This window comes from Corynebacterium crudilactis (assembly GCF_001643015.1).
Lineage (GTDB): Bacteria > Actinomycetota > Actinomycetes > Mycobacteriales > Mycobacteriaceae > Corynebacterium > Corynebacterium crudilactis.
Map to the genome: position 1 here is coordinate 189723 of NZ_CP015622.1, position 20391 is coordinate 210113.

The 20391-nt window shown below is 51.3% G+C and carries 14 protein-coding genes and 1 pseudogene; 7 read left to right on the top strand and 8 right to left on the bottom strand.

Annotated features, from left to right (window positions below; genetic code table 11):
* The first annotated feature begins 12 nt into the window (after positions 1–12).
* From ccrud_RS00915 to ccrud_RS00925, 3 genes are read left to right on the top strand one after another with little or no spacing between them, the layout of a single operon-like run.
* A complete protein-coding gene (locus tag ccrud_RS00915; protein WP_066563563.1) occupies positions 13–810 on the top strand; it encodes an HAD family hydrolase in 798 nt (265 codons plus the stop codon).
* Complete coding sequence (locus tag ccrud_RS00920; protein WP_066563565.1) at positions 807–1784, top strand: LacI family DNA-binding transcriptional regulator; 978 nt, start codon at positions 807–809, stop codon at positions 1782–1784. The genes ccrud_RS00915 and ccrud_RS00920 overlap by 4 nt, the downstream gene beginning before the upstream one ends.
* Before the next feature lie 33 nt (positions 1785–1817).
* Positions 1818–2177 (top strand): O-methyltransferase, encoded by a 360-nt coding sequence (locus ccrud_RS00925; protein WP_245670316.1) that lies wholly within the window; start codon positions 1818–1820, stop codon positions 2175–2177.
* 423 nt (positions 2178–2600) lie between these two features.
* Here the strand turns inward: ccrud_RS00925 and ccrud_RS00930 are convergent, their stop codons facing one another.
* Positions 2601–4076, bottom strand: coding sequence for a sugar porter family MFS transporter (locus ccrud_RS00930; RefSeq protein WP_066563573.1), 1476 nt, complete (start codon positions 4074–4076; stop codon positions 2601–2603).
* Between the two features lie 693 nt (positions 4077–4769).
* Between ccrud_RS00930 and ccrud_RS00935 the strand changes: the two genes are divergently transcribed.
* Both ccrud_RS00935 and ccrud_RS00940 read left to right on the top strand, forming a co-directional pair.
* A complete protein-coding gene (locus ccrud_RS00935) occupies positions 4770–5183 on the top strand; it encodes a hypothetical protein (protein ID WP_066563576.1) in 414 nt (137 codons plus the stop codon).
* A gap of 382 nt (positions 5184–5565) precedes the next feature.
* Positions 5566–6261: a DDE-type integrase/transposase/recombinase gene (locus tag ccrud_RS00940; protein ID WP_245670322.1), complete on the top strand. Its 696-nt coding sequence runs from the start codon at positions 5566–5568 to the stop codon at positions 6259–6261.
* Between the two features lie 178 nt (positions 6262–6439).
* Here the strand turns inward: ccrud_RS00940 and ccrud_RS00945 are convergent.
* The 6 genes and pseudogenes from ccrud_RS00945 to ccrud_RS00970 form a co-directional block, all read right to left on the bottom strand.
* Positions 6440–6745: pseudogene (locus tag ccrud_RS00945) on the bottom strand (PAS domain-containing protein); the annotation flags it as partial.
* A 131-nt stretch (positions 6746–6876) separates the two neighbouring features.
* Positions 6877–7302, bottom strand: a complete 426-nt coding sequence (locus ccrud_RS00950; protein WP_245670323.1) for a GNAT family N-acetyltransferase — start codon at positions 7300–7302, stop codon at positions 6877–6879.
* 12 nt (positions 7303–7314) lie between these two features.
* Positions 7315–8307: a LacI family DNA-binding transcriptional regulator gene (locus tag ccrud_RS00955; protein WP_066563578.1), complete on the bottom strand. Its 993-nt coding sequence runs from the start codon at positions 8305–8307 to the stop codon at positions 7315–7317.
* 271 nt (positions 8308–8578) lie between these two features.
* Positions 8579–10126: an SLC13 family permease gene (locus ccrud_RS00960; protein WP_066563581.1), complete on the bottom strand. Its 1548-nt coding sequence runs from the start codon at positions 10124–10126 to the stop codon at positions 8579–8581.
* The gene (locus ccrud_RS00965) at positions 10123–11535 is read right to left on the bottom strand and encodes a class-II fumarase/aspartase family protein (RefSeq protein WP_066563585.1); all 1413 of its coding nucleotides are present in this window, start codon (positions 11533–11535) and stop codon (positions 10123–10125) included. Before ccrud_RS00965 ends, ccrud_RS00960 begins: the two co-directional genes overlap by 4 nt.
* Positions 11536–11907: 372 nt before the next feature.
* A complete protein-coding gene (locus tag ccrud_RS00970; protein WP_066563586.1) occupies positions 11908–12342 on the bottom strand; it encodes a PAS domain-containing protein in 435 nt (144 codons plus the stop codon).
* Positions 12343–12542: 200 nt separating this feature from the next.
* Here ccrud_RS00970 and gltB point away from each other — a divergent pair, with 200 nt between their 5' ends.
* Both gltB and ccrud_RS00980 read left to right on the top strand, forming a co-directional pair.
* Positions 12543–17075 carry a glutamate synthase large subunit gene (gene gltB, locus ccrud_RS00975; RefSeq protein ID WP_066563587.1) on the top strand — a complete coding sequence of 1511 codons (4533 nt, stop codon included), beginning with the start codon at positions 12543–12545 and terminating at the stop codon, positions 17073–17075.
* Positions 17075–18595, top strand: a complete 1521-nt coding sequence (locus ccrud_RS00980; RefSeq protein ID WP_066563590.1) for a glutamate synthase subunit beta — start codon at positions 17075–17077, stop codon at positions 18593–18595. The genes gltB and ccrud_RS00980 overlap by 1 nt, the downstream gene beginning before the upstream one ends.
* A gap of 268 nt (positions 18596–18863) precedes the next feature.
* Here ccrud_RS00980 and ccrud_RS00985 read toward each other — a convergent pair whose 3' ends face one another.
* Positions 18864–20351, bottom strand: coding sequence for a glutamate-cysteine ligase family protein (locus ccrud_RS00985; protein WP_066563592.1), 1488 nt, complete (start codon positions 20349–20351; stop codon positions 18864–18866).
* Between the last annotated feature and the right edge of the window lie 40 nt (positions 20352–20391).

Sequence of the window (20391 nt, forward strand, 5' to 3'; positions counted from 1 at the left end):
GAACCAACGCCAATGACAACCAACCTCATCACTCCCAAAGCCCTTCTGCTGGATTTCGGCGGAGTTATCGCCACCACCGTCAGCGTTCCAGGCTGGGAAGAATCCATCGCTTTGAAGGTCACCAATCTGCTTAGCTCCGCCGGGCTGAATAATCCTCCTGAGCTCTCCACGATCATTGCGGATATTCAAGCAGGACGAGTGGCAGATAGCCATTGGAAAAACTCCATGTCCAGGTTCCGGGCACCCAAAGAACTCAGCTATGAAGAATTCTGGTGTGAGTTTGTTGCCTGCGATTGGGAAGAAGCCGCCCGGGAAGTGCTTCGTGAGCATGCCTCTGACCTGTGCCTTGAGATGGGGCGAGTACGCCAAAAACGTGAACTGCGCCCAGGGATCGTTGAACTCCTTGAATACTGCACGGCCCACAACATTCCCGTTGCCATTGCTTCTAATGCTTTAAGTGGGGAAGTGCACCGAGAATTCCTTGCAGCACATGAACTTAGCCACTTTTTTGTCACCGAATGCTACAGCGATGAATTAGCTGTCCGTAAACCCAATCCCGCACTTTTAGAAGCAGCTGCCCAAGCATGTGACGTAGCAATTGGTGAATGCTGGTACGTAGGCGACACCCTCGACCGCGATGTTGTTGCCGGACAACGCGCAGGAATTGGTGCCAGCGTCACCATGGAAGTGTTTACCGTCGGAAAACCCTTGTACCCATCGTTGAACTGGCTAAATCCGGATGTCATCGTGGCGGATCCATATGCACTTTTGTCTCTTTTGCAAGCTCAAATTGGTACAGTCAGGCTATGAATCAGAGAGTCACCATCATCGATGTTGCCAAAGCAGCCGGTGTCTCCAAATCCACAGTTTCAGCAGCGTTAACCAATAACCCCACGGTTAATACCAAAACCCGGGACAAGGTTCTCGCTGTTGCCGCCGAACTGGGATATCGCCCCAACAGGATGGCGCGTTCACTGGTCCGAAAAAACAGTGGCGTCATTGGCATCGTGGTGAGAAATCTACGAAATCCCTACTACGTTGACGTAGTAGGGGGAATTGAAGATGCCTGCGAATCACTTGGCCTGATGCCGATCATCAGCCACAGCCGCGACAAAGTAGAAGTAGCATCATCGGCCATCGACCAATTGTTGGAACTGCAGGTTCAAGGAATCATTGTTATTTCTTCAAGGATCAGCATGCAGACGGTACGCTCTGCCGCGCAAGCAGTACCAGTGGCAGTGATTGGAAGATTTAGTGATGATGACGGAGAAATCTTCAACATTGTTGGTGATGATTTCGCAGGTGGCAGCATCGGCATAGCTCACTTAGCTGACCTCGGACACAAGCGCATCGCCTATGCCTCCACCTCTGTGCGGCTTGCTTCTACCTATAGACAATCAGGCTATGAACAAGAACTGAACAATCGCGGTTTGCAACCATTTATTGTCAATGCCGACAACCCAAAAGAGACCATCACAGCACTCTTGGAACACGGTGTAACTGGAGTGGTAGCCCACAACGATGTCACCGCAGTAGCTCTAATGAATGCTGCGCATGAACAAGGTATTGAACTTCCCGAAGCACTATCTATCGTGGGCTATGACGACACCTCACTGTGCGATTCTGCGAGACCTACTCTGACCAGCATTAACCAACCCCAAAAAGAAATGGGACGATTGGCAGTGGAACACCTATGGTCCGCTATCCATGGTGAAAATGTCGATCTTTCACGAATTGAATTGGCGCCTTCATTGCATTTGCGAAAATCAACAATTGCGATTTAAGCGAGCGTAATCTCGATGCCCAGGACCCCTGATATGGCAGGTTTTCTCGAGAACTTTTATTCAGAAAGACTCAAATTCGATGATGGACAACCTGACCGTCTAGATCGAAGGAGGAACCTGGAACCAGAAAGTGCAGTCTTATTGCAGTCGCTGGTTGCAGGAATCAATCCCGACTTAGTGCTTGAACTCGGCACATCCAATGGGTATTCAACAATTTGGTTAGCCGATGTCAGGCCATTGGCAACAGTGGAAAATGATCGCAGTCGAGCTGCAGAAGCTGCACTGAACCTGGAGACTGCTGGAGTTGCTGATCGGGTGCAAAGAATTGTCGCTGATGGTGTTGAATTTTTGGCGACTCCAGGGGACGCAGAGTGGGGGATTCATCTTCCTTGATGCAGAACGATCTCTATACGTTGATTGATGGTATGACCTGCAACGAGTGCTAGTAGACGGTGGTGCGCTGGTTATGGAGTTCCGTGTACTGGTTGATCAGATTGTAGGATTCCGCTCGGTGGTTCTTCCTATTGGTGCAGGACTCTTGGTGATCGCTAAACAGGCCTAGTTTCTCCACATGCCGGTATAGCGTTTCCCGATTTGGGATGTTATTTCAATGCTCTTTTTGCGATAAAACTCTACTGCTTCATGCTGCAGATTTAGTGAATTCTAGTAATGCGTAAGAGCATGACATTGACCCTTGATAATTTGGTTTGAAATCCACTGTTTCGGTAAAAATACCGTAACCCCCAGCCCTGTTTAATGGGGGAGGGGGTAGCGACTAAGTGAATCTGAAGCGTGTTATTTTTTCGATGCCTGAGGTTAACTCAACTTTCCGGTACGGACTTCTTTGTTGAAAATAGCTCCGGAAGTAACATCCTGATCAATCTCTTCCAAGGTGCGTCCGCGAGTTTCTGGAACCTGCGTGTAAATGAATACCAAGGCAACCAATCCGATTCCGGCGAACATGAAGAATGTTCCAGTCAGACCTACGGCCTCCATGATGGTTGGGAAGAAGAGCCCAAGGAAGGCATTTGCCATCCAGAGGAAGAATACTGAGATGCCGATTGCTGAGCCACGCATTGCGAGTGGGAAAAGTTCGGACAACATGACCCATGTGGCTACGTTAAGGAAGGTTTGCATTGATCCCACGAACACTACAACAAGGGTCAGGATGATGTAAGGGCGAAGGGGATCGCCGACTGGGAATAGTACGGAGGCAATGCCGATGAGGATATGGCTGATGGTGGTGAGGGAGTAGCCGATAAGAAGAGTTGTTCGGCGGTTTACACGATCCATCATCCATAGTGCGATAAAAGCACCGACAACTGCGATGACGCCTGGTGCGATGTTAGCGATCAAAGCGGCATTCTCGGAGAATCCAGCTTCAATAAGCACGATCTGTCCGTAGTACATGATGGAATTGATGCCGGTCAGCTGCTGGGCAACACCCAATCCAATGCCGACTAAGAGAATGCGAACAAGCCACTTGCTGGAGAGAATCTCCTTGAGGCTCATGGACTTATCTGAAATTGTGTTTTCTTCTTTAGCTAAGTGTTCAACCTCAGCAACCTCTGCATGCGCACGATCCAATGGGCGGATAGTTTCAAGAACTGCGCGGGCTTCATCGATTCGACCTCGCTCTACGAGCCAGCGTGGGGATTCTGGAACTCGGAGCATTCCGAAGAAGAGTGCAATTGCAGGTACTGCGGCAATTGCGAGCATGTAACGCCAGACTCCATCGTGGTGTCCAAAAACATTGCCGATAACTGCGTTAATAATAAATGCTGCGAGCTGCCCCACAACAATCATGAGCTCATTACGGCCTGCAAGAGAACCGCGGATTTCAAAAGGGGCAAGCTCGGCTAGGTAGACAGGAACAACAGTGGATGCGCCACCAACCGCAAGACCCAAGAGGACACGTCCAACAACCATAACGGCAAAGGAAGGGGCGAAAACGCAGATCATAGTACCAAAGAAGAAAGCTACTGCAAGTGAGATGATGGTTTTTCGACGTCCCCAGTTATCAGAGATTCGGCCGAAGATCATTGCGCCGGCTGCTGCACCAAAAAGCAGTGACGAGGTAACTACTCCTTCGGTGAATGCAGTTAGTCCAAGCTCTCGAGCCATTGGGTTGAGTGCGCCATTGATCACTCCGGTGTCGTAGCCAAAAAGCAACCCTCCAAAAGTTGCCACGAGTGCAACATAGAATAACCGTTTTCTATACGGTCCTTCTGTGAGTGGGGGCAGTTTCTTAGTTTTTTCAGGCTTGTCAGCCTGAATGAAGGTACTAGCCATCTTGTCTCCTAAGTTTGTCGTACCCCTGTGGGGAGATGGGGGACGAAACACGATGTAGTAGTAGGTGATTCAAATCACCAATTAACTTAATCGTGTCAGACCTTATATGTCCCGTCAATCGTACATAACAAAGTTTTATTTAAATTATTCGAGATCTTGATGGGCTTTGACGTGCAAGGGTGTTCGTTTGGATGTGATTTTCCGTCGGCTGTGAAGAATTCAATTAATGTCTCTAGCTGCAAGGAATTGGCACATAAGGGTTGATTGGATGTTGGGGGAGGGGTCTTTGAGGAAAGAGGGACCCCTCTGGGTGCCGTGGGGGTGGAAGGGGTGATTGTAGGACCTTTTGACACCTTTGTAAGGTGACATTGTCACCTTTGCTGCTGGATAAAGATCCTAATGTCATGTCAAATGTGACTGAGGGGCTACGCGCATCTAAATATGCTGACTAGTGCAGTGTGGGGCCGTGGCCTAACGACTCTAATTTAAATACTGCAAGATGTTGATTGGCCCTTTGCGTTGAAACGGCCGAGAGCTACCTTCGGGCAACGTTCTGGGGGTTTGTTTTAGCGTTGGGATAATCGTAAAACCTGGAAGAAGTCTGATCAAAAAATCGTGACCTTTGGCAGGGATCCCTCTCTGTCAGGCTGGTTGTGAAGCAACCACAACCAGCCTCAAGGAGAAATACCCACCATGACCGTGAACATCCCCACCAACTACACCGATGAGCTGACCCCGGAGCAAAAACGAGCACACGTCATCGCCTACCTCTCCCGCAAACACGGCACCAAAGCCGCCTACCTCACCGAACACAACCTCTCAGCATCAGCAGTGATGAACTGGCGTAACACTCTGGCTGACGGGGATCTTGAACAAGGCATCATTCCACGCAAGACTGGACGCATGACCTTCAAAGAAGTCCGTGAAAATACCGCACTACGCACCGAAATCGACGATTTAAAAGCCCAACTCGCTGCCGCCAATGCACATATCGATTCCAGTAACACCACCGTGGAAAAACAACAGAAAAACATCGAAGAGCTCCACAACGCCATTGATGCGCTGGGAAAAGCTATCGCCATCATGCACAAAGATGGCGTGGCCTAAGACGCGGCGGTAGCCGACTTTCCCCACAGCACCAAGAGCTCTATGACCACAACATTGGTGCAGAAGAGCACCTGATTAGTTGCCTGCGTAGTGCTGCGTATTCCAAAAAGCAGGCATTGGCAGTGCTGGGGTTATCTGAATCAAGCTACTACTACCGTCATCATCCCCGGCCACCTGTTGCTGATCCCATCCCGCATACCCAGCGTTGTGGATCAAAACGGATCAGCGATAAGGACCGCGAACACATCGCAACACTACTTCGTGCGGGGTTTGATCAGGGATTAAGCGTGCGCCAGATCTTTTATCAACACGTTGATAGCGGTGAGAGGTTGCTTGCGGGTGAGCGGATGTTTTACCGGATCCACAAAGCTTGCGTGATCCGGTGATTAGACCACGGCGTCATCGCGAGCCAGCAACGGTACCGACAGTCACAGCGACAGGTCCAGGTCAGGTATTTGTGTGGGATGTCACCTGGGTCAAAGGCCCGTATGTTCGTGCGTTGTATGCCTTGCATGTGGTGATGGATTTGTATTCCCGCAAGATTGTGGGCTGGACGCTGCAACCACGTGAGAACAAAAACATGGCAGTGATGTTGATGGAACAGACCATTAAGCAAGAAGGTTTAGGCCGTGTTGAGGTCGTTCACTCTGATAATGGGGCGATTATGACCAGTAAAGATATGGCTCGGATGCTTGATCGGTATGGGGTCAAACAGTCGTTGATTAGGCCGGGGGTTAGTAATGATAATCCGCATTGTGAATCAGTCAATCATACGATTAAGCATCATCGTTTGGGGTTGGAGGTCTATGACTCTATTGAGCATGCGTACACGTGTTTGGGGTCGGTGATCAGTACGTATAACACGGTGGATTATCACAGTGGGATCGCGAATTTCGTTCCTGAGCAGGTCTTTGATGGGAGTTGGGTGGCAGCAGCGAAGAAACGTCGTGAAGTGTTGGGGCGTTATTATGCGGCCCATCCGGAGCGGTTTCATCGCCCACCGCGGGTGAAACGACCTCGGCGGGTGGTCAGTATTAATGCTCGTCGGGTTGATGATGAGTATTTCTTGATTGAGTAGGGGCCAGTACCGAGAATGTATTGAATGTATCTTCACATCTGCTTGACACACGGCGGATTGTAATTATTCAATATGAATGGGAGGGATTTGTATTTGTTTCGAGTTGAAAATTTGCATTGTGAATGTCTGGATACTCCATTGGGGAATGGGTATGGTCATTTAGTTTAGTCTGCAAGAATTATTGGCCCTCTAGCTGGCGTTCTAATTCTTTGATGCGGATGTGCAGTGTCTTTTTCTCATCCCAGTCGGCGGTGACATCGCGGAGGAATACTGCGACGCCTTCGATTTTCCCTGAATCATCTTTCAAAATTGTGATGGAGAATTCCAGGGACATTTTGGATCCATCTGCTCGTACACCTGGGACGTTGAGTGGTTTGGGTCCATAGCGAGTTTCGCTGGATTCCATGACACGGTCCCATCCGTCCCAGTGCGCTTTGCGGTGCTTCTCGGGGATGATGATGTTGAGGGATTTTCCGAATATGTCGATTGGTGCGCTGGTTGTGGACAATGTGTTGTCCCATGCGGATCAGGTAGTGGATTTTCGTGCGCTGGTTGATCAGATTGTAGGATTCCGCTCGGTGGTTCTTCCTATTGGTGCAGGACTCTTGGTGATCGCTAAACAGGCTTAGTTTTCCAGGTGCAGGTATAGCGTTCCCGATCTGGCCAGCGTGGATCCCGATCTTTGGGTATTACTGTAAACCCTTGTTTTCGATAGAACTCCACCGCATCATCATCGGTTTCTAGATAAATCTCTGGGGAGCTTTGAGATATTTCATGAAGAAGTTGGCTGCCCAAACCTCTTCCTTGATGAGTTTCCTTGACTGCGATGTATTCAACCATGGCACGTGTTGGTTCCTGAACATAGGAGGCAAAAGCGATCAGCGAGGCATTTTCTAATATTCCGATGGTGTTCATCTGGGGGAGCTCATGTGTGATCGTGTAGCTTAGTTTTTCTGCAGAATACTCAGAAGCAAGCCACAACAGATGGGTGAAATCGACAGAATGCATGATGCTTGGACTGATGATCCTAATATTCAGCAATAGTGCTCTCCCTTAGATTTTTGGGGTTGTCCCACGAACAATGAGCTGACCTGGAATCTTTAAGTGGTTTTCAGGGAGTGGTTCGGCATCGAGAAGTGTTAACACTTGTGTGGCAGCTGCAGCGCCCATGGCTGGCAGATCTGGTGAGAAGACAGTGATGCCGGGACCCCACACTGCGAGCCATTCAGCGACACCGTAACAAGCAAGCGCTAGGTCATTGGGTATTTGAATACTGCGTTTTTGAGTAGCTTTGAGGACGCCTAACGTCAATTGTGTACTGAGTGGCACTACGATTTCGGGGAGGTCTTCGGTAAATACGGTAAATGCATCGTAGCCTCCAGTGGGGGAGTATCGGGAGTGAACCACACGGTATCGTAGCTCTTCGCGGACTCCGCGTTGTGTTGCTTCGGATTCAAGCGCCGAGACAAAACCTGTTTTGCGGTCTCGGGATGTACTTAGCTCAGCAGGTCCGATAATGATGCCAATATCCCGGTAGCCTTGATTCAAAATATGAATTGCAAGTTCTTTTAAACCAGCGGCATCATCGCTGGTTACAGTAGGGCGATTAACATCGCTTCGGCGATTAAGTTCGACTACTTTAAATCCTTTGGGAAACTCAGCTTGAGGATTAACTGGAACGTGAACCACTGCGTCTACTTGGCGGTTAAGCATGGATTCAATGGCTCGACGTTCTTTTTCTGGATCATTACCAATCGTGGAGACCACCAATTGGTACCCAGACTTATCCAATTCATCTTGAAGAACGGCAGCAGATTCAGTGTAGAACTCATTGATAATGTCAGGAACAATCAAACCGACTGTACGAGTTTTGTTTTCGCGCAAAGCACGTGCCATTGAATTAGTTCGATAACCTAGTTTTTCGGCGGCAGCTAACACTTTGTTACGGGTAGCTGCATCAACGGAACCTCGTCCGGAAATAGCACGAGAAGCGGTACCGTAACCCACTCCTGCCTCACGGGCGACATCAGTTAACTTCACATTCACATCTTTAAGCCTATGCGGTGGGGTGGGAATGCGGGGGGAATGGTGCTGTAAATATCGGAGCAGCGTTCATCAGAAAGATAGGGAGCTATTCATGAGTTTTCGTGAATGGCGTTGAATTGATATCTGGTTTTGAAACTGTGCTCTATAAGAACGGACTCGTGTGTGTTTTATATCTTGAGTAGTAAGAAACAATTGAAGTACTGAGATTAAGAGTGCCGTAGTTGGTTCATGAAACTAGATCTTTGTTGGTCTCGTGGACAGGAGTTGATTTCTAGGCAGGAAGGTACAGACCCATGAAGGTACCGATTCCAATAACTGCCAGCAGGATCAGTGGAATGGTGAGGATATCTGCCACCACACCAGTTCGGATCATACGAAGCATTGGTACGTAGCCAGAGCCGTACACAATGGCATTTGGCGGTGTGGATACAGGAAGCATTGCACCTGCGTTGCCGCCGAAAATTGCTGCCATGGCAGGGATGAGTGGATCCACGCCGATCGCTATAGAAATTGGGATGATGATTGGAACGATGATACCTACGCTGGCTGTGTTGCTGGTGGTTTCGGAGATCAACATGCCAAGCACTACGGCAACGAAGCATAGTAGGAAGACACTGTTTACGCCTGTTAGCTGAGCTACTGCGTCACCGATTGTTTCAGCGAGCCCCGTTTGTTTCATCATGGCGCCAATGGTGAGTCCGACACCAACCAAGATAACCGTGCCCCAGTCGATTTTTGCGGCTTCTTTCCATTCCAGTGTAGGAGTCTTTTTGGCTGCAGGAATCAGGAACAGCATGGATGCCATGAACACGACAACTGAACCCTCATTGAGGTGATCGGCGATAGTGACTAGTACGAAGTTGGAGATGTTGAAGGTGGTCACCAGCGCTGGCGCCACCCACAGGAATACTGTGATGCTGAAGATTGCGGTGACAATTTTCTCAGAACGTTTCATTGGTCCAAGTGCGAGGTAGTCTGCACGGAATGATTCAGAGCCGTTGGGGATGTGGCGAGTTTCTGGACGGTTCATCAATACGATTGCTGCAAACATAACGACACCCAGGCAAGCAACATAAGGTGCAGAAATGGTTAACCAGTCCATCAATGGAATTTGGTAACCCGTCATTTGTTCAACGGTGCCGCGACCAATGACATTTGCGATGCCAGTGACTGGAGTAAGTACTGAGCCAACGCCTGCGCCATAAGAAATAGCAAGCATGAGCATGCAAGAGAATCGGGTTTGGTATTTACGTTTGTTGGAGGAGGAATCGCCGTGGATCAAATCACCGACGGTGCGCACTACACCAATACCGATGGGGAGAAGCATCGCAGCAGTTGCGGAAGCCGATACCAGCATGGATAGGGCAATGGCTACGATCATGAATGCTAAAGCGGTGAGGTACGTGCTATCGCCAACTCGAGGGAGTGACAGGACACGCAGAGCGAAACGTCGATCTAGTCCGTGCACAGTCATAGCTCGGGCAAGGATAAATGCACCGATGACTAAGAACACGGTGGGTGAACCGAAAGCTCCGTAGACTTCTCCAGGAGAACCTGCACCAAGGAGCACTAGCATGGTGATACCGATTAACGCAGTGGCCGGGATCGGAATGGTTTCTGTGATCCAGAACAGCACCACAAATCCCAAAGTTGCGAGCATTGCGCGCTGATCCCATGGAAGCTCTTGTGGCAAAAATAGGGCGGCTGCAATTAGTGGAATAACAGCTATGAGCCCGAATTTTGCGCGGATTTCATCAAAACGGTTGGCGGTTTCTGCTTCTTCAATAAGTGACATAGTGGGTGTAGTGGTGATGCTCATCGTGACTCCGAAATGGCGACGTGGGTATCATGGGCAAGTTCATCGATAGGTGCTAGGTCATGCCCCAACGGTGGGGTGGCATGCCAAGTGCGTACGGCTTCCGCTGCAATGTCAATTGCCTCACCAAGATAGTCTGCTGCTGTAACCAAGGCGTCAGGTATGTGCGCCTCAAGGTTTTGTCGCTTTGCGACGTCGATAAGCGCAGTTGCTAGCACTGTTTTTGTCTCACGCGCGGTTGTTGATGCTGCATACAGTAGGTCATGGGCGTGCTCACGTCCCATATGTTCTGCTAGTTGGATCATTTGTGCTTCGGCCATGGCTAAACCACCATCAAGCTCAAGGTTTGCCAACATGCGTTGTTCATCAACACGCATGCCATCAACAATGACAAAAGCTTCCTGCAAAGCGCTGCTAGCAATCTGAGCCAACTGAGGGATTACCTGCCATTCAATCTGCCATTCACCGGCAGCTCGCTCATGGCCAGCTTCTTGAATCCGAGCCAATGACGATGCCAACGAACCCGCTGTACCGGACAATCCAATGATGAGCTCAGAGGAAATTGGATTTACCTTCTGTGGCATGGTGGACGATGCACCACGATGTGGATTGTATGGCTCGAAAACTTCACCGATTTCAGTGCGGGAAAGATCCACAATATTACGTGCAAGACGTGCGCAAGCTGCGGTGATGGTTGTGCATAGCCAGCCGAATTCAGCCAAAGTATCGCGATCAACATGCCATGGAATATTGGTGAGCTCCAGGTCTAGTAAGTCGGCAACTCGTGCACGTACCTCGCGTGACTTTTCACCATAGGCTGCGGATGTTCCGCCTGCGCCAAACATTGAAACTATTGCAATTCGTGGATATGCCTGAGCAAGGCGCTCGCGATGACGATTGAACTGAGCTAAAAGTGTGGCAAGTGTGGCGCCAAATGTAGTTGGTACAGCCTGTTGCGCGTGAGTGCGGGCCGCCATGATGGAGGTATCGTACAGTTTTACTTGTTCTGCCAGACGGTCTCCCAGTTTTCCTAGATCCTTATCGAGAAGCGCAATGGATCTAGCCATCTGTAATGCCAGCCCGGAATCCATGATGTCTTGGGTTGTTGCGCCGTAGTGGACGCGTCCGTCTGGACCTTCGGGAAGATTTCTGGAAATTTCCCTGACCAGTCCAAGGATTGGATATCCAACATTTTTAGCCGATACCCATAATGCATCCTGGTCAATGTTGTTGATGGTTGCAGCGTTCACGATGGCGTCTGAATCTTCTTTGGAAATAACGCCAAGTTCGCCTTGTGCAATAGCTAGAGCGCGTTCGACAGCGAGCCAGCTTTCAATAGCTGTATCGGATGAAAAGAGCTCATCTTGGGCATTATTGCCAGCAAGGTGATGGAGCAAGGAAAAGACGGACATGTGGATTTCCTCCAGATGTTGAAGATGGTGAATGTGATTGGATTGGAATCCAATTCTTAATTATGTCGAACATCACGTCAAGGGGTGAATTGATAGCATCTTGTGAAAATTTGAACACTATCGGCAATTACCTGCAGTAATAGTATTCCCGCGAAGGGGGAGGGTGGGGGTGATTGGCGTGTAAATCATTCCCCTTTTAGTGGTTTGGAATCCATTTCTTTTAGAAAAGGAAGACCCCTTCACATAGCTTTAAGCGGTGAAGGGGTGGAGGTTTTGGGATGTTACGTTCTTTGGGGTATGAAGTGGGTGGTGTGATTTTTTCAGACCATGTTCAATCTAATTGGTGGTCTCTTTTTGTGATGAACTGAGTTGTTACCCTTCTAGCGGGCGTTCCAATTCTTTGATGCGGATACGCAGTGCCTTTTTCTCATCCCAATTGGCGGTGACATCGCGGAGGAATGCTGCGACTCCTTCAATTTTCCCTGAATCATCTTTCAAAATTGTGATGGAGAATTCCAGGGACATTTTGGATCCATCTGCTCGCACACCTGGAACGTTGAGGGGTTCGGATCCGTAGCGGGTTTCGCCGGATTCCATGACACGGTCCCATCCATCCCAGTGCGCTTTGCGGTGCTTCTCGGGGATGATGATGTCGAGGGATTTTCCGAGAGCTTCGCCGGCCATGTATCCGAAGAGGTGTTCTGCGCCGCCGTTCCAGACTCTGATGATGCCATCGCGGGTGGCGTAGATGATGGCTTCTTCAGTTTCGGCGACAAGGCGGCTTGTGATGGTGTCAAAATCAACCATTTTCTTCTTCTTTCTTTGAATGAGCAGGCGACTAGCTTCTACATTATCTTGTGATTTGAAACACAGGAGCGTAATCTGACCTCCCTTTTCCTATCGGTTGATCGAAAATAAACCTTTTACCACTTGCGCTGCAGGTAGTCCACCTGTTTTTCTTATTATCGAACGATTGATAGAAACAGGATTGAAGCGAGGTATCACGCATGAAAAGACAAGGACTCTACAACCCTGCGCATGAACATGACGCCTGCGGTGTGGCGTTTATTGCGGATATCCACGGCCGACCAAGCCGCAGCATTGTTGATCGTGCATTGGAAGCCCTGCGCAATATTGATCACCGCGGTGCTGCTGGCGCAGAGAAGAATACTGGCGATGGTGCAGGTATTCTCATGCAGATTCCGGATAGCTTTTATCGTGAAGTTTCTGGCCTTGAGCTGCCTGAGGCAGGCCATTACGCCACTGGTATTGCATTTTTGCCCCGCGGCCGCATGGCTATGTTGGATGCGCAAAAAGAAATCGAGCGCATCGCCACCCAAGAAGGCGCTACTGTGCTGGGCTGGCGCATGGTTCCTTTTGATGCCCGCGAGCTAGGCTCCATGGCGGAAGAAGCTATGCCAAGTTTCGCGCAGATTTTTCTCACTGTGCCTGGTAAATCCGGTGAAGATCTAGATCGCGTGATGTTTTTTATCCGCAAGCGCTGCGAACGTGAACTGGGCACGATTAATGGCCGGGACACGGTCTATTTCCCATCATTGTCTTCGCGCACCATCATTTACAAAGGCATGCTCACCACTTTGCAGTTGGAGGGTTTCTTTGAAGATCTGGGAGATGCACGCCTGGAATCAGCGATCGCCATTGTGCACTCGCGTTTTTCTACCAACACTTTCCCCAGCTGGCCACTGGCGCACCCATATCGATTCGTTGCGCATAACGGCGAAATTAATACGGTTCGCGGCAATGAAAACTGGATGCGCGCCCGCGAGGCGCTTATTAAAAGCGACAAGCTGGGCAATTTGAGCAGCGTGCTGCCCATCTGCACCCCAGAGGGTTCCGATACAGCGCGTTTCGACGAGGCCTTGGAGCTTTTGCACCTGGGCGGATACTCCCTGCCACATGCTGTTGCGATGATGATTCCGCAGGCTTGGGAACACAACAAGACACTGTCCCCAGAGTTGCGTGATTTCTACGAATACCACTCTTGTCTGATGGAGCCGTGGGATGGTCCGGCAGCGTTGGCCTTTACTGATGGTCGTTTTGTGGGTGCTGTGCTCGATCGCAATGGCTTGCGACCAGGGCGAATCACCATTACTGATTCGGGCCTTGTTGTGATGGCGTCAGAATCGGGAGTGCTGGACCTGAAGGAGGAGAGCGTCGTAAAGCGTACTCGCGTGCAGCCTGGACGCATGTTCCTGGTTGACACGGCCGAGGGCCGCATCGTGGAAGACGAGGAAATCAAGCAGAAATTAAGCGAAGCGCAGCCATATGGCGACTGGATTCGCGATAATTTTGTGCATTTGGATCGCCTGCCTCAGACGCGCTACAGCTATATGCCACACTCGCGTGCTGTGTTACGTCAGCGCGTTTTCGGTATCACCGAAGAAGACGTGGATTTGTTGCTGCTGCCGATGGCGCGCCAGGGTGCAGAAGCGATTGGTTCTATGGGTTCGGATACGCCGATTGCGGCACTGTCCCAGCGACCACGCATGCTTTATGATTTCTTTGCGCAGCGTTTCGCTCAGGTGACCAACCCTCCGTTGGACTCCATCCGTGAGAAGCCTGTGACCAGCATGTTCACCTTGTTGGGTGCGCAGTCTGATGTGCTCAATCCAGGCCCTGATGCAGCGCGACGCATCCGTTTAGAATCGCCGATCATCGATAACCATGAGCTCGCCACCTTAATTAATGCCAATGCGCATGGTGAATGGGATTCCTTTGGTGCGGCCGTGATTTCTGGCCTGTATCCAGTAGCCCACCACGGTGCCGGCATGAAGGCTGCCATTGCACGTGTGCGCCGCGAGGTTTCTGAAGCGATCCGCCACGGCAAGACACTGATTGTGTTGTCGGATCGTGATTCCGATGAGCGCATGGCTCCCATCCCTGCGCTGCTGTTGACTTCTGCTGTGCATCAGTACTTGGTACAGCAACGTACCCGGACCCAGTGCTCCCTGGTTGTGGAATCCGGCGATGCCCGCGAGGTTCATCACCTGTCCATGCTCATTGGTTTCGGCGCCGATGCGATCAACCCATATATGGCCTTTGAAACCATCGATGAGCTGCGCATGAAGGGTCAATTGGATGGCCTTTCTTTGGATGAAGCATCCCGTAACTACATCAAGGCAGCAACCACTGGTGTGCTGAAAGTGATGTCCAAAATGGGTATTGCAACAGTGTCGTCCTACCGTGGCGCGCAGCTTGCCGATGTCACCGGTCTGCACCAGGATCTTTTGGACAACTATTTCGGTGGCATTGCCTCACCAATTTCCGGTATTGGCCTAGATGAAGTGGCAGCTGATGTGGAAGCTCGCCACCGCAGCGCATTTTTGCCACGCCCTGAAGAACACGCGCACCGCGAATTGGATTTGGGTGGTGAATACAAGTGGCGCCGCGAAGGTGAATACCACCTGTTCAACCCAGAGACCATCTTCAAATTGCAACACGCTACTCGTTCTGGCAGCTATGAAATCTTCAAGGATTACACCCGCAAAGTCGATGATCAATCCACCCGCTTGGGTACCATTCGTGGACTTTTTGAATTCAGCACTGATCGTAAGCCAATTCCAGTTTCTGAAGTGGAATCTGTCAGCAAGATCGTGAAGCGTTTCTCTACGGGTGCGATGTCTTATGGTTCGATTTCTGCCGAAGCTCATGAGGTGTTGGCAATTGCCATGAACCGCTTGGGTGGCATGTCCAACTCTGGCGAAGGCGGCGAGGATGCCCGCCGCTTTGATGTGGAACCCAATGGTGATTGGAAGCGCTCTGCCATCAAGCAGGTGGCGTCGGGACGTTTCGGCGTGACCAGCCATTACTTGAATAACTGCACCGATATCCAAATCAAGATGGCACAGGGTGCAAAGCCTGGCGAAGGTGGCCAGCTGCCACCAAACAAGGTCTACCCATGGGTTGCTGAAGTGCGCATCACCACCCCAGGTGTTGGTTTGATTTCGCCTCCACCACACCATGATATTTACTCCATTGAGGATCTTGCACAGCTGATCCACGACCTGAAGAACGCCAACCCACGTGCACGAATCCACGTGAAGCTGGTGGCAGAACAAGGCGTGGGAACTGTTGCAGCCGGTGTGTCCAAAGCCCATGCTGATGTGGTGCTTATTTCCGGCCACGACGGCGGAACTGGCGCATCACCTTTGACCTCACTGAAGCATGCCGGTGGCCCATGGGAGTTGGGCTTGGCCGAAACTCAGCAAACGCTGCTGCTCAACGGCCTGCGCGATCGTATTCGCGTGCAGTGCGATGGTCAGCTAAAAACTGGTCGAGATGTAGTGATTGCAGCTTTGCTCGGTGCTGAAGAATTCGGTTTCGCCACCGCACCGCTGGTGGTGGAAGGCTGCATCATGATGCGCGTGTGCCACTTGGATACCTGCCCGGTTGGTATCGCTACCCAGAACCCAGATCTGCGTTCCAAGTTCACCGGCAAGGCTGAGCATGTGGTCAATTTCTTTACTTTCATCGCTCAGGAAGTTCGTGAGTACTTGGCACAGCTTGGTTTCCGTTCCATTGATGAAGCAGTGGGACAAGCTCAGGTATTGCGTAAGCGTTCCGGAATCCCTGCTGATTCCCGCGCAGCACATCTGGATTTGAGCCCAATTTTCCACCGTCCAGCAACCCCGCATTTCCCAACTCAGGATGTGCGGTGCACCAAGACCCAGGAGCATAGCCTGGAAAAAGCCCTGGACAATGCGTTTATTGATAAGGCTTCGGACACCATTACTCGCGCTGCCGCAGGTGTGGATACCAGCATCGTTATTGATAGTTCCATCAGCAATGTCAACCGTTCGGTGGGCACCATGTTGGGTTCTGCAGTCAGCCGTGTGGCAGGTGCCCAAGGTCTAAAAGATGGCACTATCACCTTGAATCTGGACGGCTGCGCCGGTAACTCTTTCGGTGCGTTTATCCCTAAAGGCATCACTATCAACCTCACCGGCGATGCTAATGATTTTGTTGGCAAGGGCTTATCTGGTGGCAAGATCGTGATCAAGCCTTCCAATAATGCGCCAAAGCAGTTGAAGAATAATCCAAATATCATTGCCGGAAATGTGCTTGGCTATGGTGCAACTAGCGGTGAGTTATTTATTCGTGGCCAGGTCGGCGAACGTTTCTGCGTGCGTAACTCTGGTGCCACCGCAGTTGTTGAAGGCATTGGAAACCACGGTTGTGAATACATGACCGGCGGCCGCGTGCTGGTTTTGGGTCCTGTGGGTGAAAACTTTGGTGCTGGCATGTCTGGCGGTATCGCTTATCTGCAGAACGTGACAGATCTTGCACAAAAAATCAACGGCGAATTGGTGGATGTCCTGCCGTTGAGCGCGGATGAGCAGATCTGGGCCGATAAGCTCATTGCTCGTCACCGTGAACTCACCGGATCTGAGACCAAGCTGCGCGCACAAGATTTGGTGAAAATCATGCCACGCGATTTCCAAAAAGTACTCAATATCATCGAAACAGCCAACACTGCGGGCGAAGACCCAGCAATCAAGATCATGGAGGCAGTGAGCTAATGTCCGACCCACAAGGATTCATCAAATATTCTCGACGTGAGCCTGCACACCGTCCGGTTCCGCTGCGTCTCATGGACTATTCCGAGGTCTATGAGCAAGCTCCTGCAGGTCAGATCGAGGAACAAGCTGCGCGGTGCATGGATTGTGGTGTGCCGTTTTGCCACGAAGGCTGCCCGCTGGGCAATATCATCCCGGAGTGGAATGATCTGGTGCGCCAAGGTCGGTGGAAAGAAGCCTATGATCGCCTGCACGCGACCAACAATTTCCCCGAGTTCACGGGCCGTTTGTGCCCGGCACCCTGCGAAGGGGCATGTGTACTCGGTATCAACGATGATTCCGTGACGATCAAAAACGTTGAGCTGGAAATCGTCGAAAAGGCTTTCCGTGAAGGCTGGGTGAAACCAGTAATCCCCTCCATGTCCACCGGCCTGTCCGTCGCCGTCGTCGGTTCCGGCCCCGCTGGACTGGCCGCCGCGCAGCAGCTCACCCGCGCAGGCCACAGCGTCACCGTTTTTGAGCGCGACGACCGCGCAGGCGGCCTCATGCGCTACGGCGTGCCGGAATACAAAATGGAAAACCGTTGGATCGACCGCCGTATCGAGCAAATGGAAGCAGAGGGCACAACTTTCCAGGTAGGCACCTCGCCGCGCGCTGCTGAACTAGCGCTTTTCGACGCCATCCTCCTCGCAACCGGCACCCCCGTGGCGCGCGAACTCTCAGTTCCCGGTCACGACCTCAACGGCATTCATGCCGCAATGGATTATCTCACCGCACAGAACCACATCAATGAAGGTGACGGTGATGTCTCGCCAATTAATGCCAAAGGCAAGAAAGTTGTCATCATCGGCGGTGGCGATACCGGTACCGACTGCTTCGGAACCGCCCTGCGCCAAGGTGCAGAATCAGTCACCCAATTTGATATCCGACCCCGCGCACCATTCCAACGTGCCGATTCCACTCCCTGGCCGATGTACCCCAACCTCTTCCGCACTGCCACAGCACATGAAGAAGGCGAATACATCATCACTGGTGATGAATCAGCCGATGAAATTGCAGCTCTTGGCCTTGCCGAGCGTGCCGCAGGCTTAACCCTCGGTGAACGTAAATTTGCCGTCAACACCGTGGAATTCCACGGCACCAACGGCCATGTCACCGGACTTACCGGCAACCAAATCCGCGTAGTCAACGGCAAACGTGAGCCAATCGAAGGCACTGAATTCCCCTTCGAAGCAGACCTCGTGCTCGTCGCACTCGGATTCACCGGCGCGGAACAAGGCGGATTGGCACATGAACTCGGTGTCGGTTTCGATGATCGTGGCCGCATTATCCGCGATGCCGAATACCGCAGCCCCACTAACTCCCGGGTTTACATCGCAGGCGATAATGGCCGTGGACAATCCCTGATCGTGTGGGCAATTGCCGAAGGTCGTGCTTGTGCCGCAGCTATTGATGCTGATCTCATGGGCGAAACCGCACTTCCAGTAGCAGTTGCACCACAGGATGTGCCGCTGGCTGTCTAGTTTGATCTTCACCGTGAGAATCTGCCTCCTTTGAACTTGGGATATGTGGCAGATCCTTGCATGCTCAGAGCTCCAAAATGCACCGATCTGCCACAGATCTGCCCCTTCCTGACTGTTTGTGGCAGGTCCTTGCACTGGCATCTTTCAGGAACCATGTAGGAATCACTACAGCCCCAATTGTCCCCAAAATGACCCCTTCTAGAAGCGTCTCTAAGGCTCTAGAAGGGGTGTAATCAGGTTTCAACATTGGGTTGGTTTTTACAGAGCGTTAACCGCCGATGCTCCACGTATGCACAGGTTGACCGCTTTCTTGGTTTTGTAAATAGCGTTGCAACATGGCTGCAAGACCTGCGTTTCTGGCTTCGGTACCGGGCATGCTTCCGTGTGCTTCGAGCTGGTTGAGGGTACGAAGTTGCCAGGTTGCGCCGTTTTGGCGAGACTTTGCGCGTTCGCTGATGATGCCGAGGTACTTGTCGATGAGATCTTCATTTACTTCGAGTCGCTCAAGTCCGATGCGTGCTTGTGGAAGCAGATGTTCCTGGACCAGATCTGCAACATTGACTTGTCCCAAGGTTGGCCAGGTCATGCGGGCAAACAGTCCTGAGCGTGCACCTGATTGGAAGTTCTTTTCTGCATCAGCAAATTGGAGACGCGACCACACAGGGCGGTTTTCCTCTGCCAGATATTTGACCAAACCGTAGTAGAACGCGGCATCGGCAGTGATATCGATGGGTGTGGGACCTGCAGGCAGCAGACGGTTTTCCAGGCGTAGGTGTGAGCGTTCCTCGCCTGGAGCGTAGATGGGGCGGTTCCAGCGCCACACCGTTCCGTTGTGCAGATTCAGGTAGTGGAGTGCGGGGGATTTACCCTTCATCATTGGTGTGCCGGAAAGTGCTCGGGATTCTGCGATGAGCGGGGAGAAGTAGCGCACGTTTTCTTCGAAAAGGTCAAAGACGCTGGTGATCCATCGCTCGCCGAACCACACCCTGGGACGGACTCCTTGATTCACAAGCTCAGGAGTACGCGTATCGATAGCTTGTTGAAACACTGGAATGCGGCTTTCATGCCACACTCGACGCCCTAAGAAAAGTGGAGAATTAGCGGAAAGAGCTGCTTGAACTCCAGCAATAGCTTGGGAAGCGTTCCATGCCGCAGCAAATTTGTTGGGCGCTAATTGCAGGTGCAACTGAATGGATGTGCAGGTTGACTCAGGAGCGAGATCAGTGAAATCGTGGACGATCTGTTCCCGGTCTGCAATATCTATGTGGACCAATTCACCGCGCGCTTCCATCACAGCATTGCTTAGTGCGCGGTAACGGTTTTCTTGGGTCATCCACGCAGGATCTTCGAGGAATTCCGGGGTGATGGTGGGCAGCGTACCGATCATTGCTACGTTCACGTTTTCCGATGTGGCGGCCGCGCGTACGCGGCCTAGATGCGAGGTGATGCCTTGCTCCAGGCGTCGTAAAGCATCGCCTTTAACAGACAACGGCGGGTGGTTCATTTCCACATTAAAGTTGCCGATCTCAGACTGGTACTCGTCGTCCAAATGGGAAAGCACCGCGTGACCTGCCAAAGCAGGTTGCATATGCTTGTCGACGAGGTTGAGTTCCAACTCGAGGCCGATGGAACCCTGATCCTCAAAATCGGAATGCTGCAGATGCCGATCAAAAATCTCAAGATCCTCCATGAGCAGCTGTCGATAACGCGTGCGCTGCTGCGGAGTGTACCTGTCAGTGCTTACTGATTCGCCCATAACTTAGAGCAAACCATAAAAATTCAGACCAAGTAGGAAA

Coding starts and splice junctions, on each gene's coding strand:
- ccrud_RS00915 (WP_066563563.1), top strand. CDS start 13: ATGACAACCAACCTCATCACTCCCAAAGCCCTTCTGCTGGATTTCGGC.
- ccrud_RS00920 (WP_066563565.1), top strand. CDS start 807: ATGAATCAGAGAGTCACCATCATCGATGTTGCCAAAGCAGCCGGTGTC.
- ccrud_RS00925 (WP_245670316.1), top strand. CDS start 1,818: ATGGCAGGTTTTCTCGAGAACTTTTATTCAGAAAGACTCAAATTCGAT.
- ccrud_RS00930 (WP_066563573.1), bottom strand. CDS start 4,076: ATGGCTAGTACCTTCATTCAGGCTGACAAGCCTGAAAAAACTAAGAAA.
- ccrud_RS00935 (WP_066563576.1), top strand. CDS start 4,770: ATGACCGTGAACATCCCCACCAACTACACCGATGAGCTGACCCCGGAG.
- ccrud_RS00960 (WP_066563581.1), bottom strand. CDS start 10,126: ATGAGCATCACCACTACACCCACTATGTCACTTATTGAAGAAGCAGAA.
- ccrud_RS00965 (WP_066563585.1), bottom strand. CDS start 11,535: ATGTCCGTCTTTTCCTTGCTCCATCACCTTGCTGGCAATAATGCCCAA.
- ccrud_RS00970 (WP_066563586.1), bottom strand. CDS start 12,342: ATGGTTGATTTTGACACCATCACAAGCCGCCTTGTCGCCGAAACTGAA.
- gltB (WP_066563587.1), top strand. CDS start 12,543: ATGAAAAGACAAGGACTCTACAACCCTGCGCATGAACATGACGCCTGC.
- ccrud_RS00980 (WP_066563590.1), top strand. CDS start 17,075: ATGTCCGACCCACAAGGATTCATCAAATATTCTCGACGTGAGCCTGCA.
- ccrud_RS00985 (WP_066563592.1), bottom strand. CDS start 20,351: ATGGGCGAATCAGTAAGCACTGACAGGTACACTCCGCAGCAGCGCACG.